This window comes from Ramlibacter sp. (assembly GCF_035554825.1).
In the GTDB taxonomy this organism is placed as follows: Bacteria; Pseudomonadota; Gammaproteobacteria; order Burkholderiales; family Burkholderiaceae_C; genus Ramlibacter.
Genome location: NZ_DATMHS010000136.1, coordinates 1 through 15,347, shown reverse-complemented (window position 1 = coordinate 15,347; position 15,347 = coordinate 1). Strand labels below are relative to the sequence as shown.

Genomic DNA, 15,347 nt, shown 5'->3' with positions numbered 1-15,347 from the left:
CAGCTCGAAACGCAGCGGTACGCCCGCACGCCGGCGCGGCCGCTGGCCGCCTTGCGACGAGAATTCAAACGCATTCCCTGGCCCGCCTGATGTCCCGACGCCTCCTCCTCGCCACCCTCCCCCTCGCCACCTTCATCCTGGCCGCCGCCTTCGCCGCGCCGGCCGCCGTCCAGGCCAAGCCGCGCAAGGCCGCCGAGCGCACCAGCCAGCGCGGCGTGCCCTACGCCGGCAACGAGGAGGCGATGCGCTGGGCCGACGACGTGGCGCAGCGCCGCGGGCTCGATCGCGAGTGGGTGCGCCAGGCGATCGCCCGCGCGCAGTTCCTGCCGGTGGTCGCGCGCCTGATGCAGCCGCCGCCGCCCGGCACCGCCAAGAACTGGCGCGTGTACCGCAGCCGCTTCATCGATCCGGTGCGCATCGCCGCCGGCGTGCGCTTCTGGCAGCGCAACGAAGAGACCTTGCGCCGCGCGCAGCAGGAATACGGCGTGCCGCCCGAGATCGTGGTCGGCATCATCGGCGTGGAAACCATCTACGGCCAGCAGATGGGGACCTTCCGCGTGCTGGATGCGCTGGCCACGCTCGCGTTCAACTTCCCCGAATCCCACCCGCGCGCGGCCGAGCGGCGCGACTACTTCCGCGGCGAGCTGGAGCAGTTCCTGTCGCTGCAGGCGCGCCGCGAGGCCGACCCGCTGCAGCCGCTGGGCAGCTACGCCGGCGCGATCGGCATGCCGCAATTCATGCCGAGCAGCATCCACCGGTGGGCGGTGGACTTCGACGGCGACGGCCGCATCGACCTGGTGCGCAGCCCGGCCGACGTGATCGGCTCGGTGGCCAACTACTTCAAGAGCTACGGCTGGCAGCCCGGCATGCCCACCCACTATCCGGTCGGCTTCGACCCGGCGCGCCTGGACAAGGAAGCGCTGCTGGCGCCGGACATCCTGCCGACCTTCAGCGTGGCGAGCTTCACGGCGAAGGGCGCGACGCTGGACGGTCCCGCCCTCGCCCACCAGGGACCGCTGGCGCTGGTGGAACTGCAGAACGGCGAGGCCCAACCGCAGTACGTGGCCGGCACCGAGAACTTCTACGTGATCACGCGCTACAACTGGTCGAGCTATTACGCGATGGCGGTGATCGAGCTGGGCCAGGCGGTGAAGGAAGCGGTCGGCCCGCCGGCGGCCACCGACAGTCCGGCGGCCGCTTCCGAGGCCGCGCCGGCCCCGGCAGTGCCGGCCGAGCCGGCGGCCGCGCCGCCGCCCTGAAGGCCCCGGGGCTTCAGAGCAGGAAGCTGCCCACGAACCCCTGGAACAGCGAGCCGTCCTGGCCCTGGCCCACGGCCTGGACCAGCGCCACGCCGGCCCCGACGGCCGCCTCGGCGATGTCGGCGTCGGCCATCACCGGATGCGCCGCCGCGTCCTCGAACACCGAAACCAGCAGCGTCGCGAACTGCGACAGCGCCGTCGCCGCGCTGCAGATCGAACAGGTGCTGCGTGGCGAACTGCGAGAGTTGCAGGCTCTCGTCGAAGTCGATCGCCGTCAGCGCGCGGACCACGGTGCCGTAGAACAGCGACTGCATGGTTTCGCTGGTGGCCGCCAGGGTGCCCAGGCTGGATGCGGCGCCCAGTTCCGCCGCCGTGAAGACACCGTCGGCCGCCCCTTCGTACCGGTCCGGGTTGAAGGCCCGATCGTAGGCGGCGGCGCCGGTGGTGGCCACCACCCGCTCGCGCAGCGCGGCGACCGAAAGGATGCCCCCCGTGTACGGGTCCTGCGAAATGATGCCGCCGAGCGCGGCCAGTTGGTCGGTGAAAAGCGGCGTGGGATTGAGCTCGGCGCCGGGCAGGCCGTGCGCGGTCAGGTATGCGCTGACCTGGTCGCCGCTGTAGCCGCCGACGATCTCCCCGAGCATGTCGGTGGTGATGCCGTACTGACGCGCGATGCCGAAGATCAGTTGCAGGTCGCCGAGGTTCGCGTTCACGAAATCATGGGCTTGCTGCAAGGTCAGGTTGAATTGGGCGAGATGGGTCGAAGCGGACAAGGAACTCTCCTTAGTTGAAGGATGGGGTCGTTGCCGGGGCAACCCGGGCGATTATGCGAGGGGGCCAGCGGCCCGGCCCCCACTGGGGCCGCGCCAGCGCCCGTGCGTTCCGTCCGCTGCGGCCTGCGCGCAACAGACTTCCGCGCAAGCATGCAACGAAAGTTTGAATCGGCGGCTTACGCCGGCGCCGGAATCAGGAAGTCGCGGCTGATGCGGATGCCCAGCTCGTTGACCCGGTCGAGGAACTGCGTGAGGAAGGCATGCAGCCCGGTGGCGAGGATCTCGTCGATGCTGCCGTACTGCAGTTCCGCGCGCAGCTTGCCGGCGCGGCGCAGGGTCTCGGCCGATTGGTCGTTGGCCACCATGGCCAGGTTGGCGACCACCTCGTTCATGCTCGCATGCAGCGAGCGCGGCATGTCGGCGCGCAGGATCAGCAAGTCCGCCACGCGCTCGGGCTTGATCACGTCGCGGTAGACCTTGCGGTAGATCTCGAAGCCCGACACGCTGCGCAGGATCGCGCTCCAGTGGTAGAAGTCGTATTCCTGGTCCTTCTCGCTGGCCGCCCCGAAGAAGTCGCTCTGCACCGCGTGGAACTTCACGTCCACCAGCCGCGCCGTGTTGTCGGCGCGCTCGAGGAAGGTCCCCAGGCGCAGGAAGTACAGGGCCTCGTCCATCAGCATCGTGCCCACGGTCACGCCGCGCGAGAGGTGCGAGCGGAACTTCACCCACTCGAAGAACTGGCCCGGATCGCGCTCGAACTCGCCGGCCTTGAGCATCCGGTTGACCTCCAGCCAGGTCTGGTTCTGCGTCTCCCACACCTCGGTGGTGAGCGAGCCGCGCACCGCGCGCGCGTTCTCGCGGGCGGCGCGCAGGCACGACACGATGGACGACGGGTTGCCCTCGTCCTTGACCATGAACTCCAGCACGCTGGCCGGCGTGACATGGCCGTGCCTGGCGGTGTAGGAAGGCAGCAGCTCGCTGATGGACAGCAGCCCCTGCCAGCCCACCTGCGCCACCGCCGCCGACTGCGGCAGCAGCGAGGTCTGGTAGTTGACGTCCAGCATGCGGGCGGTGTTCTCCGCCCGCTCGGTGTAGCGCGAGAGCCAGAACAGGTGGTCGGCGGTGCGTGACAGCATTTCAGGCCTCCGCGTCGAACACCGAAAGCGCTGCGCGCTTTCCCGGTGTTGTGGTGAGGACATGACAAGCGCTGCGCGCAGTTGTCAGTCCTCCCCGCGAATGCCCACGGCATTCGCCCGCCCGCTCGGTGTAGCGGGACAGCCAGAACAGGTGGTCGGCGGTGCGTGACAGCATGATCAGACTTCCAGGATCCAGGTGTCCTTGGTGCCGCCGCCCTGCGACGAATTGACCACCAGGGAGCCTTCCTTCAGGGCGACCCGCGTGAGGCCGCCCGGCACCATCTGCACTTCCTTGCCCGAGAGCACGAAGGGCCGCAGGTCGATGTGGCGCGGCGCGATGCCGCTCTCCACGAACGTGGGGCAGCTCGAAAGCGACAGCGTCGGCTGGGCGATGTAGCCCGCCGGATTCCGCTGCAGCGCCGCCGCGAAGTCCTTCAGTTCCTGCGCGCTGGCCGCCGGGCCGATCAGCATGCCGTAGCCGCCGGCGCCGTGCACTTCCTTGACCACCAGGTCCTTCAGGTGCGCCAGCACGTATTTCAGGTCGTCCGGGTTGCGGCACATCGAGGTCGGCACGTTCTTCAGGATCGGCTGCTCGCCCAGATAGAAGCCAATCATGTCGGGCACGTAGGGATAGATCGACTTGTCGTCGGCGATGCCGGTCCCGATCGCATTGCAGATCGTCACGTTGCCGGCGCGGTAGGCGTCGACCAGGCCGGCGCAGCCGAGCGTCGAGGTCGGCCGGAACACCGAGGGATCGAGGAAGTCGTCGTCCACCCGCCGGTAGATCACGTCGACCCGGCGCGGCCCGCGCGTGGTGCGCATGTAGACGAATCGGTCCTTGACGAACAGGTCCTGCCCTTCGACCAGTTCCACGCCCATCTGCTGGGCGAGGAAGGCATGCTCGAAATACGCGCTGTTGTACATGCCCGGCGTGAGCACCACCACCGTCGGGTCCGGCGCGCCCGGTTGCGCCGAGGCGCGCAGCGTCTCCAGCAGCAGGTCCGGGTAGTGCATCACCGGCGCCACCTTGTGCGAGCTGAACAGGTCGGGAAACAGCCGCATCATCATCTTGCGGTCTTCCAGCATGTAGCTCACGCCGCTGGGCACCCGCAGGTTGTCCTCCAGCACGTAGTATTCGCCCTCGCCACGGTCGTTCGGCGCCCGCACGATGTCGATCCCGGCGATGTGCGAGTAGGTCCGGTTCGGCACGTCCACGCCCATCATCTGCTCGCGGAACTGGCTGTTGCGCAGGACCTGGTCGGCCGGGATGATGCCGGCGCGGATGATCTCCTGGTCGTGATAGACGTCGTGCACGAAGCGGTTGAGCGCCGTGACGCGTTGCACCAGGCCCCGCTCCAGCGTCGACCATTCGTGCGCCGGAATGATGCGGGGGATCAGGTCGAACGGGATCAGCCGCTCGGTGCCCGCGCCGTCCTCGTCCTTGTCGCCGTAGACCGCGAACGTGATGCCCACGCGGCGGAAGATCATCTCCGCTTCCTCGCGGCGGGCGCGCATCACGTCCTGCGGCTGGCGCGCCAGCCATTCGGCGTAGGCGCGGTAATGCTCGCGCACGCCCTGCACCTGGACCTGGCCGGCCTGCGACTGCGCCTGGAACGCGCCGTCCGGGCCGTACATCTCGTCGAATTTCTGCATCGAGGATCTCCGGCACACAGGATAGCAACGAACCCGGCGCCGCGGCGCGGCTCAAGGCACTCGATGGAGCCAGTAGCGCGGCGCCGCCTCGCGTTGGCAGCGCACGGCCGCCGGCGCGTCCGAGCGCCAGGTGGCTGCCCCGCAACGCGCCGACTCGATCACGGTGATGCGGCGGTCGCGATAGCGCGCCATCACCGGCGCGGCCGGGTGGCCGAAGCGGTTGCGGTAACCGGCCTGGAGCAAGGCGACACCGGGCTGCACGGCGTCCAGGAACTCGCCGCTGGAGGACGTGCGGCTGCCATGGTGCGGCACCAGCAGCACGTCGGCGCGCAGCGCCGCGGCCGCGCCGGCGCCGTCCGCCAGCAGCCGCATTTCCTGCGGCAACTCGATGTCGCCCGCCAGCAGGGCGGTGCGCTCGCCGTTGCCCACGCGCAGGACGCAGCTGAGGGCGTTCGGCTTGCGCGCGGCCGCGTAGTCCGCGGCCAGCGGGTGCAGCACGGCGAAGTCGACGCCGTCCCAGCGCCAGCGCTGCCCGGCCTCGCAGCGCTGCGAGGCACGCAGCGCCTGCAGCTCGTGGCCCGGCTCCAGCGAGCTCAGCAGCGCCGCCGCGGACTGCTGGGTGAGCACCGCCGCGGCGCCGCCCGTGTGGTCGGCATCGCGGTGACTGAGCACCAGCAGCTGCACTTGCTCGTCGAGCGCGCGCAGCAGCGGCAGCAACACCCGGTGGCCGGCGTCGCTTTCGGCGCTGTACCGCGGTCCGCTGTCGTAGACCAGGGTGTGCGCGGCGGTGCGCACCAGCACCGCGTTGCCCTGCCCGATGTCGGCGGCCAGCAGTTCGAACTGCCCCGGCGGTGGCCGCGGCGCCTGCCACAACAGCACCGGCAGCAGCAGCGGCACGCCCAGCAGACGGGCATGCCAGGGCAGGCGCAGCGTGAGCAGCAGTCCGCCGAGCACGCCGGCGGCGCCGGCCCACAGGGGCGCGGCCGGGACCGAGACGGTGGCGAACGGGAGGCCCGCCAGCCACTGCAGAAAGGCCTGCAGCAGATCGACCGCCGCCGCGGCGGCGCTCCAGAGCGGACCGGCCAGCACGCCACCGATGGACAAGGGCGTGATCACCAGGGTCACCCAGGGGATGGCGAGCGCGTTCGCGACCAGGCCGACCAGCGAGGCCTGACCGAACAGCAGCAGGGTCAGCGGGGTGAGGGCCAGCGTGACGACCCACTGCTCGCGCAGCGCGGCGATCGCGGCCCGGCCGATGCGGCGCAGCCGCCCGTCCTGCCCGCGGTCTCGCGCAGGCCCCGGAGCGGTCGCGAACAGCACGCCCACGGCGACGAAGCTCAGCCAGAAGCCGGCCTGCAACAGCGCCCAGGGATCGAGCGTCACCACCACCGCCGCCGCCAGCAGCCACACCGACGGCCAGGGCCAGCGCCGTCCCGACAGCCGCAGCAGCGCCACCGCGGCCAGCATCCACACGGTGCGCTGGGCCGGCACGCCCCAGCCGCTGAAGAGCGCGTACCCGGCGGCCAGCAGCGCGCCACCCGCCAACGCGGCGTGCTGCGCCGGCCAGGCCAGGCACGCCCGTGCGCTGCGCCGCCACAGCGCGCCGACCGCGAGCGCCGCGGCCCAGGCGAACATGGTGATGTGCAGGCCCGAGATGCTCATCAGATGGGCCACGCCGGTGGCGCGGAAGATGTCCCAGTCGCCGCGCTCGATGGCATTCTGGTCGCCGACCACCAGGGCGGCGATCACGCCGGCGGTGCGGCGCTCCTCGATCCGGCCGAACACGGCATCGCGCACCTGTTGGCGCGCCCGCTCCACCGGGTGGCGCCAGGTGGCGGCGAGCAGCCGCGGCGGCGGGTCGCGCGGACCGGCCCGCACCGAACCGGTCGCCTGCAGGCCCTGCTCCCACAGCCACAGTTCGTAGTCGAAGCCATGCGGGTTGCTGTTGCCGTGCGGCGCCTTGAGCCGGGCCGTGAATTGCCAGCGCTCGCCGGGATGCAGTTCGGCCGGCAGCCGCTGCAGGTCCATGAGGCCGCTGTCGGTGGGCAGCACGCCGCCATACCAGCCGAGCGACAGCTGCGGCACCAGTGGCACCGGCTCGCCGTCGGCCAGCGCCGATTCGACCTCGAGCCGGAACCGCACGCCGGCGTCCTGCCGTTGCGGCATCGCGGCGACGATGCCGGTGACCACCAGCTCGCGCCCTTCCAGGGCCGGGTCCAGGCCGCGGGCCAGAAAGTGGCTTGCCCGCAAGCCGCAGGCCGAGAACGCGACCATCGCCGTCCCGGCCAGCACCAGCGCCGCCGCGGCGCGGGCGCGGCGCCAAGCCAGGGCCGCGGCCAGCAACAGGACGCCCAGCGCCAGCGCCGCGGCATATGCCCACTGCGCCCACAGCTGGGGCTGCTGGAGCTGCAACGCCGGCGCGAGCACCGCCCCCGCCAGCAGGGGCGTGATCCAGCGGCCGCGAGCGGGGGCGTTGCGCATGGCGCCCTCTCAACGGCCCAGCCGGCGCGCGGGCCGACCCGCGGCCCGAACATCAGGTGGCCAGGGGCATCAGGGCCGGGGCCCGGGCATGGTGCGCCGGGCGCCGGCGCCACGGTGCGCGCCGCCTTGGCGCACGCCCACCATCGCCACGCCGGCTTTCAGCCGCGCCCCGCGGCGCGGGTCGCGCTCACTCCTTCTCAGGTTCCGGCGCGGATGGCGGCTCGGCCGGCGGCAGGCGCCGCTTGATGAGGGCCGTCAACGCGCTGTCCGCGCCCCGGCCGGAGCCGGGCGTCCTGGCATCGTCGTTGGCGGTGCTCGGGGGTTCCGGTCTATCGTTCGATTTCGGGTTCGTCATCACGCTGCGCCCATCCTGCCTTGCCGTGCAGGCGCTTGTGGCGGCGCTCGTGCTGCGACTTCATCTGTTCGAGGGCGCTGGCCGCCCCCATGCCCGCGTTGCCGAATTCGCCGGTGTTGGCCTCTTCGCGCGGTTCATCGGCCCCTGCGGGCTCCTGGCTCACCTGCCCTGACATGCTTTGCTCGTCCCTTTCCGAAATACGCAGCGGACAAAGCGAAGCCCGCGCGAAGGGCAGGAATCTATCAAAGAAAACGCCGCGGCCAGCGCCCAGGTTGTAACGATCGCGTGGCTGTCGCGGGCCGGGGACAGTGCGGGATGCCGGCACTTGCCAAGGCCGCCGCCACATGCTTGACACATGAACCATCCGATCGAATGGATCGCGGCCGCGCTCTTCGCGCTGGCGCCATCCTGCGCCGCCATGGCGGCGGCGAGGCGATCCATGCTCGGGCTGTGCGCGGCGCCGCTCGCGCCGACCGCCGCCGCGATGCTGGCTCCCGCCTGCCGGAGCGCGGGCCGCTCCTACAATCCCGGCACTGCCAAGGAGTTGCGATGAACGTCTATGACAAGCTGAAGGAACTGAACATCACGCTGCCGCCGGTGGCCGCCCCCGCCGCCGCCTACGTGCCGTTCGTGCAGACCGGCAACCTGGTCTACCTCTCCGGCCACATCGCGAAGAAGGACGGCAAGGTGTGGGCCGGGCAGTTCGGCCGCAACATGACGACGGACGAAGGCAGGTCGGCCGCCCGCGCCGTCGCCATCGACCTGATGGGCACCCTGCACGCGGCGACCGGCGACCTCAACCGCGTCAAGCGCATCGTCAAGGTGATGAGCCTGGTCAACTCCACCGGCGACTTCACCGAGCAGCACCTGGTCACCAACGGCGCCAGCGAACTGTTCGGCCAGGTCTTCGGCGACCAGGGGACCCACGCCCGCAGCGCCTTCGGCGTCGCCCAGATCCCGATGGGCGCCTGCGTCGAGATCGAGCTGGTGGTCGAGGTCGGGTAAGAAGCGCAACTCGCGCCGGCGCGCCACCTTGACGGGCAACCGCGAATTGGACCCGGTGACGCGCGGGTCCGTGAGCGCACGGGTGCTTGTCCGCGAGCGGACCGGAGAACGATACCCCCCGGTCGCCGGCCTTGCCAGCCAAGGTGGGGTGCTTCCCGGTCGAATGCCGACGAGGGGGCGTGCCGCCGGCCGGAGCGACGGGCCTATTCCACCCGCTCGATCGTCGCCGGCTTGAAGCCCAGGTCCGCCGCCTTGCCCTTGCGGCCGCGGCCGGCCCTGGCGTTGTTCAGCGAGCGGATCTCCAGCGTCTCCTCGCGCTCCTTGCCGCCGCGGCCCAGGCCCGAAATGCGCACGCTGCGCGTGTAGGCGGCCGCGCCGGCGAGCGTGTCCTTGCCGTCGAGGTCGAGCAGCATCAGGCCGCGGCCGCCGTTGGCCATCGCCTTCAGCTCGCCGATCTCGAACGTGAGGATGCGGCCCAGCGTCGAGGCGCAGGCCACGTGCGTCGCCGGCGCGTTCGCCGCCGTCGGCTGCGCGCCAGTGGGCGGCGGCACGTTCGCCGGCGACGGGCGGCAGATCGTCTCGCCTTCGCCGACGCTGATGAAGGCCTTGCCGGCCTTCAGCCGCGACATCATGTTTTCCACCGTCGCGAGGAAGCCGTAGCCGCCCGAGCTGGACAGCAGGAGCCAGGCCGTCGCCGCCCCGGCGAAGTAATGCAGCAGCTGCGTGCCGGCCTCCAGCTCGATCATCGTCGTCACCGGCTGGCCGTCGCCGCGCGCGCCCGGCAGCGTCGCCACCGGCACCGTGTACACGCGCCCGTTGCTGCCGAAGGCAAGCAGGGTATCGACGGTGCGGCATTCGAACGTGCCGTACAACCCATCGCCCGCCTTGAACTGGAACGTCGCCGCGTCGTGGCCGTGGCCCTGGCGCGAGCGCACCCAGCCCTTTTGCGAGACCACCACCGTCACCGGTTCGTCGAGCACCCGGATCTCCGCGGTGGCGCGCTTCTCGGCCTGGATCAGCGTGCGGCGCGCATCGGCGAACTGCCTGGCGTCCTGCTCGATCTCCTTGACCATCAGCCGCCGCAACGCGGCGGGGCTGCCCAGGATTTCATCGAGCTTCTGCTGCTCCGCGCGCAGCTCCTTCAGTTCCTGCTCGATGCGGATCGCTTCCAGGCGTGCCAGCTGGCGCAGCCGGATCTCCAGGATGTCCTCGGCCTGCCGGTCACTCAGCCGGAAGCGCGCGACCAGCGCCGCCTTCGGCTCGTCGCTGTGGCGGATGATCGAGATCACCTCGTCGATGTTCAGCAGCACCAGCTGCCGGCCCTCGAGGATGTGGATGCGATCCAGCACCTTGGCCAGCCGGTGCCGCGAGCGCCGCTCGATGGTCGCCTGGCGGAACTCGATCCACTCCAGCAGCATCTGGCGCAGCGACTTCTGCACCGGCTTGCCGTCCAGGCCGATCGAAGTCAGGTTGATCGGCGCCGAGCTCTCCAGGCTGGTGTGCGCGAGCAGGGTCGCGATCAGGTCCGACTGCTCGATCTTGCTGGTCTTGGGCTCGAACACCAGCCGCACCGCGGCGTCCTTGCTCGACTCGTCGCGCACCGCGTCGAGCACCGCCAGCACGGTCTGTTTGAGCTGCAACTGCTCCTGCAACAGCGCCTTCTTGCCGGCCTTGACCTTGGGATTGGTCAGCTCCTCGATTTCCTCGAGCACGCGCTGCGAGCTGACGCCCGGCGGCAGTTCCGTCACCACCAGCTGCCACTGGCCGCGCGCCAGCTCCTCGATCTTCCAGCGCGCGCGCACCTTGAGCGAGCCGCGCCCGGTGCGGTAGGCCTCGGCGATGTCCGTGGCGGCGCTGATGATCTGGCCGCCGCCCGGATAGTCGGGGCCGGGCAGCAGCGCGAGCAGTTCGGATTCGCCCAGCTTCGGATTCCTGATCAGCGCCACGCAGGCGTCGGCCACTTCGCGCAGGTTGTGGCTCGGGACTTCGGTGGCCAGGCCCACCGCGATGCCGCTGGCGCCATTGAGCAGCGCGAACGGCAGCCGCGCCGGCAGTTGCTGCGGCTCCTGCGTGCTGCCGTCGTAATTGGGGAGGAATTCGATCGTGCCTTCGTCGATCTCGTCGAGCAGCAGGTTGGCGATGCGCGCCAGCCGCGCCTCGGTGTAGCGCATCGCCGCGGCGCCGTCGCCGTCGCGGCTGCCGAAGTTGCCGTGGCCGTCGATCAGCGGATAGCGCTGCGAGAAATCCTGCGCCATGCGCACCAGCGCGTCGTACGCCGCCTGGTCGCCGTGCGGGTGGAAGCGGCCCAGCACGTCGCCGACCACGCGGGCGCTCTTGACCGGGCGCGCGCCGCCGGCCGTGCCGCCGAAGCCCAGGCCCATGCGCCACATCGAGTACAGGATGCGCCGCTGCACCGGCTTCTGGCCGTCGGCGACATCGGGCAGCGCCCGGCCCTTGACGACGCTCAGGGCGTATTCGAGATACGCGCGCTGCGCGTAGGAGCCCAGATCGAGCTCGCTGTCATCGCCGGCGTCGCCGCCGTCGAACGAAATGAGTTCTTGTTCCATAGATCCTCACGGCCGGCGGCACCATGGCCCCGGCCACCCCACCCTCTCACTGCTGCGCTGCGACGCCGGGCGCCGGCGGCGCGGCGGCCATCGGCACCCCCGGCGGCTCGCCCGGCGGCAGGTTGCCGCGCCCCACCGCACCGCCCACCGGCAGTTCCATGCGGATGCGCCGCGGCGACGCCGCGTCACGCGCCGCCAGCCCCGGCGGCTGCAGCAGCGCGTACAGCTGCATCACCGTCTTCACGTAATTCTGCGTTTCCCTGTAGTTCGGCACCCGGTTGCCGGCCCGCTGCACCGCGCCCTCGCCGGCGTTGTAGGCGGCCAGCGCCAGTTCCACCTGCCCCTCGAACAGGTCCAGCAGGTAGCGCAGGTACCTGGTGCCGGTGCGGATGTTGGTGCGCGGGTCGGCCAGCTTCCTGGCCGCGGGCGTCGTGCCGTCGCCGGTGACGCCGTAGCGCGCCGCGGTCGCCGGCATGACCTGCATCAGCCCCACCGCGCCCTTGGGCGACACCGCGCCGGCGTCGAAACCCGATTCGGTCGCGATCAGCGCCTTGAGCAGCTCGTAGTCGACGCCGTTGGCGCGCGACGCTTCGCGCAGATGATGCTGCACCTGCTTGTAGCCGGGCGCGACTTCGAAGAAGGCCAGCAGCTTGGAGCGCGTGCTGGGCACCGAAACCGGCCGCGGCGTGGCCACGCCCCGCGCGGTGTCGAAGCTCTCGCCGCCGCGCCAGAACAGCTGGTAGCGCTCGTCGAGCTGCTCGGCGGCGAAATGCGCCACGCCCTTGCCGTCGACGTAGCCCCACACTTGCGCCTGCGCCAGCGGCGCCAGCAGCAGCGCGGCCAGCGCTGCGGCGAGGAGGCGGAGCAGGCCGATCATGCGGGCAGCTCCAGGGCGGCCGCGCGCCGGGCCTCGAATTCGGGGCGCAGCATCGACAGCACGATCAGCGAGTCGAAGCCGCCGGCCACCTTGACGGCCTCGCGCAGCACGCCTTCCTCGGCGAAGCCTTCGCCCTCGTACAGCGCCTTGGCGCCGCGATTGCGGCTCTTCACGTCGAGCCACAGCCGGTGCGCGCCGAGGTCGTCGAAGGCGATCTTCTTGGCCAGGCGCAGCGCCGCGCGGCCGCAGCCCTGGCGCTTGGGCTGCACCACCATCCGCTTCAGTTCCAGCGACCGGTGCTGGCTGCGGCAGCCCACCAGGATCAGGAAGCCGACCGCCGCGAAGTCCGACCCGCCCTCGATGATGAAGTGGCGGAAGTCCGGAAAGCGGATCGCCGCCTCGTGCTGCGTGCGTTCCCAGGGCGTGATGAACGGCAGGTTGTCGCCGTCGTTCTCCAGCGAGAGCACGAAATCGAGGTCGCTGCGCATGGTCGGCCGCAGGCGCACCCGGGCCGGTGCGGGCGCGGGGGTCCGGTCGGTCATGGGGGCGGCGGTCACGGCGGCGGGTTCCAGTTCAGATGTCGATTTCGACGGCGTTGCCGTGCAGCTCCATCAATTCGCGGCGCGCGGCGGCCTCGCCCTTGCCCATCAGCTTGGTGATGAGCTCCTGGGTCTGCAGGAAGTCGAGCCGGCTGAGCTGCACCGGCAGGAGCCGCCGGGTGTCCGGATTGAGTGTCGTCTCCCACAATTGTTCCGCGCTCATCTCGCCCAGGCCCTTGAAGCGGCTGATGCTCCAGGCCCCCTCGCGCACGCCTTCCTTGCGCAGCTTGTCCAGGATGGCCGTCAGTTCGCCTTCGTCCAGCGCGTAGTTCTTGGAGGCCGGCTTCTTGCCGCGGGCCGGCGCGTCGACGCGAAACAGCGGCGGCCGGGCCACGAACACATGCCCGGCCTCGATCAGCTTGGGGAAGTGGCGGAAGAACAAGGTCAGCAGCAGCACCTGGATGTGCGAGCCGTCGACGTCGGCGTCCGACAGGATGCAGATCTTGCCGTACCTGAGCCCCGACAGGTCGGGGCTGTCGTCCGGCCCGTGCGGGTCGACCCCGATCGCCACCGCGATGTCGTGGATCTCGTTGTTGGCGAACAGGCGGTCGCGCTCGACCTCCCAGGTGTTGAGCACCTTGCCGCGCAGCGGCAGCACGGCCTGGCATTCCTTGTCGCGCCCCATCTTGGCGCTGCCGCCGGCGGAGTCGCCCGCGACCAGGAACACCTCGTTGTGCGTGACGTCGCGGCTTTCGCAGTCGGTGAGCTTGCCGGGCAGCACGGCCACGCCCGAGCCCTTGCGCTTCTCGACCTTCTGGCCGGCCTTCTGCCGGCTCTGCGCCGCCTTGATCGCCAGCTCGGCCAGCTTGCGGCCGTATTCGACGTGCTGGTTCAGCCACAGCTCCAGCGCCGGGCGCACGAAGCTGGACACCAGCCGCACCGCGTCGCGCGAATTCAGGCGCTCCTTGATCTGGCCCTGGAACTGCGGATCGAGCACCTTGGCCGACAGCACGTAGGAGGCGCGGGCGAAGACGTCCTCGGGCAGCAGCTTCACCCCCTTGGGCAGCAGCGAGTGCAGGTCGACGAAGCTCTTGACCGCGGTGAACAGACCGTCGCGCAGGCCGGCCTCGTGGGTGCCGCCGTTGATGGTGGGAATCAGGTTGACGTAGCTCTCGCGCACCGGCTGGCCGTCCTCGGTGAAGGCGACCGACCACTGCGCGCCCTCGCCCTCCGCGAAGTTGTCGTTGTTCTGCGCGAAGCCTTCGCCTTCGAACAGCGGGATCACCGGCTCGGCCGTCAGCGTCTGCAGCAGGTAGTCGCGCAGGCCGCCCTTGTATTGCCAGGACTGGGTCTCGCGGGTCTTCTCGTTGACCAGCGACACCGTGACGCCCGGCATCAGCACCGCCTTGCTGCGCAGCAGGTGCGCCAGCTCGGCCAGCGGCAGCTGGGTCGACTCGAAGTACTTCGGATCGGGCCAGACCCGCACCGTCGTGCCCGAGCGGCGGTCGCCTTCCTGCGCCTTGCGCAGCTGCAGCGGCTCGACCACGTCGCCGCCGGCGAACACGATCCGCGCCACCTGCCCCTCGCGGTGGGTGGTGGCCTCCAGCCGCCTGGCCAGCGCGTTGGTCACCGACACGCCGACCCCGTGCAGGCCGCCGGAGAAGCTGTAGGCGCCGCCGCTGCCCTTGTCGAACTTGCCGCCGGCGTGCAGGCGGGTGTAGACCAGCTCGATCACCGGCGCCTTTTCTTCCGGGTGCAGGCCGAACGGGATGCCGCGGCCGTCGTCTTCCACGCTGACCGAGCCGTCCGCATGCAGCGTGACCTTGATGCGCTTGCCGTGGCCGGCCAGGGCCTCGTCCGCCGCGTTGTCCAGGACTTCCTGGATCACGTGCAGCGTGTTGTCGGTGCGCGTGTACATGCCGGGCCGCTGCTTGACGGGCTCGAGGCCCTTGAGCACCCGGATGGAACCTTCGGAGTATTCGGGAGGGAGTTTGGTCGCCATGGATGCGGGATTGTATGCCGCAGGACCGCGGAAGCTGTATGGGCATACAGCCGCACGGCGCAAAAAAGCCCTCGCTTCGCTCACGCCGCGAGCACGGCGCCCGGGGACATTCCGGCCGGTTGCCGGCGACGCCGCCGCCGTTTCAGTACAGTCGCCGGATGTCGTCTCCCGCCGCCCGCCACCTTTCCATGACGCAGGTCCTCGCCTGCGGCGCCGCCATCGTCACGCTCTCGATGGGCGTGCGCCACGGCTTCGGGCTCTGGCTGCAGCCGATCACCCAGGCCCAGCAGTGGAGCCGCGAGACCTTCGCCTTCGCGATGGCGATCCAGAACCTGGCCTGGGGCTTGTTCGGCATCTTCGCCGGGATGGCGGCCGACCGGTTCGGCGCCTTCCGCGTGCTCGTCGTCGGCGCCGCCCTGTATGCCGCCGGGCTGGCCGGCATGGCGCTGGCGCCGACCCCGCTGCTGTTCGCGCTGACCGCCGGCGTGCTGATCGGCGCGGCCCAGGCCGGCACCACCTATGCCGTGGTCTACGGCGTGATCGGGCGCCAGGTCGACCCGGCCAAGCGCTCGTGGGCGATGGGCGTCGCGGCGGCAGCGGGCTCCTTCGGCCAGTTCCTGATGGTGCCGGTGGAAGGCCAGCTGATCGTCCACCTGGGCTGGCAGAACGCCCTGCTGGTGCTGGCGGCGGCGACGCTGAT

At 70.8% G+C, this 15,347-nt stretch carries 13 protein-coding genes; 5 read left to right on the top strand and 8 right to left on the bottom strand.

The features are described 5' to 3' along the window. Positions 1–89: 89 nt before the first annotated feature. Entirely contained in the window at positions 90–1,259 is a 1,170-nt protein-coding gene (mltB, locus tag VNT59_RS17295) for a lytic murein transglycosylase B (protein ID WP_414708410.1), read from the top strand. A 949-nt stretch (positions 1,260–2,208) separates the two neighbouring features. On the opposite strand, the gene VNT59_RS17290 is transcribed toward mltB, so the two are convergent. From VNT59_RS17290 to VNT59_RS17275, 4 genes are read right to left on the bottom strand one after another with little or no spacing between them, the layout of a single operon-like run. After that, a complete protein-coding gene (locus VNT59_RS17290; protein WP_325500372.1) occupies positions 2,209–3,168 on the bottom strand; it encodes an alpha-E domain-containing protein in 960 nt (319 codons plus the stop codon). 1 nt (position 3,169) lies between these two features. After that, positions 3,170–3,343 (bottom strand): alpha-E domain-containing protein, encoded by a 174-nt coding sequence (locus tag VNT59_RS17285; RefSeq protein WP_325500370.1) that lies wholly within the window; start codon positions 3,341–3,343, stop codon positions 3,170–3,172. Between the two features lie 2 nt (positions 3,344–3,345). Continuing rightward, positions 3,346–4,821, bottom strand: coding sequence for a circularly permuted type 2 ATP-grasp protein (locus tag VNT59_RS17280; protein ID WP_325500368.1), 1,476 nt, complete (start codon positions 4,819–4,821; stop codon positions 3,346–3,348). Between the two features lie 51 nt (positions 4,822–4,872). Beyond that, complete coding sequence (locus VNT59_RS17275) at positions 4,873–7,302, bottom strand: DNA internalization-related competence protein ComEC/Rec2 (RefSeq protein WP_325500367.1); 2,430 nt, start codon at positions 7,300–7,302, stop codon at positions 4,873–4,875. Between the two features lie 245 nt (positions 7,303–7,547). Here VNT59_RS17275 and VNT59_RS17270 point away from each other — a divergent pair, with 245 nt between their 5' ends. From VNT59_RS17270 to VNT59_RS17260, 3 genes are all read left to right on the top strand, one after another. Then, entirely contained in the window at positions 7,548–7,829 is a 282-nt protein-coding gene (locus tag VNT59_RS17270) for a hypothetical protein (RefSeq protein ID WP_325500365.1), read from the top strand. A 183-nt stretch (positions 7,830–8,012) separates the two neighbouring features. After that, positions 8,013–8,210 (top strand): hypothetical protein, encoded by a 198-nt coding sequence (locus VNT59_RS17265; protein ID WP_325500363.1) that lies wholly within the window; start codon positions 8,013–8,015, stop codon positions 8,208–8,210. Then, entirely contained in the window at positions 8,207–8,662 is a 456-nt protein-coding gene (locus VNT59_RS17260; protein ID WP_325500361.1) for a RidA family protein, read from the top strand. The genes VNT59_RS17265 and VNT59_RS17260 overlap by 4 nt, the downstream gene beginning before the upstream one ends. Before the next feature lie 203 nt (positions 8,663–8,865). Here the strand turns inward: VNT59_RS17260 and parC are convergent, their stop codons facing one another. Genes parC through VNT59_RS17240 form a run of 4 tightly spaced genes read right to left on the bottom strand, consistent with a single transcriptional unit; the run spans position 8,866 to position 14,647 of the window. Next, complete coding sequence (gene parC / locus VNT59_RS17255; RefSeq protein ID WP_325500359.1) at positions 8,866–11,229, bottom strand: DNA topoisomerase IV subunit A; 2,364 nt, start codon at positions 11,227–11,229, stop codon at positions 8,866–8,868. 46 nt (positions 11,230–11,275) lie between these two features. Then, the gene (locus tag VNT59_RS17250) at positions 11,276–12,106 is read right to left on the bottom strand and encodes a lytic transglycosylase domain-containing protein (RefSeq protein ID WP_325500357.1); all 831 of its coding nucleotides are present in this window, start codon (positions 12,104–12,106) and stop codon (positions 11,276–11,278) included. Next, positions 12,103–12,663, bottom strand: a complete 561-nt coding sequence (locus VNT59_RS17245; protein WP_325500355.1) for a GNAT family protein — start codon at positions 12,661–12,663, stop codon at positions 12,103–12,105. The genes VNT59_RS17250 and VNT59_RS17245 overlap by 4 nt, the downstream gene beginning before the upstream one ends. 16 nt (positions 12,664–12,679) lie before the next feature. Further along, positions 12,680–14,647, bottom strand: a complete 1,968-nt coding sequence (locus VNT59_RS17240; RefSeq protein WP_325500354.1) for a DNA topoisomerase IV subunit B — start codon at positions 14,645–14,647, stop codon at positions 12,680–12,682. A 158-nt stretch (positions 14,648–14,805) separates the two neighbouring features. On the opposite strand from VNT59_RS17240, the gene VNT59_RS17235 reads away from it, so the two are divergent. After that, positions 14,806–15,347: MFS transporter (locus VNT59_RS17235; RefSeq protein WP_325500352.1), on the top strand; the 542-nt coding region annotated here is incomplete at its 3' end.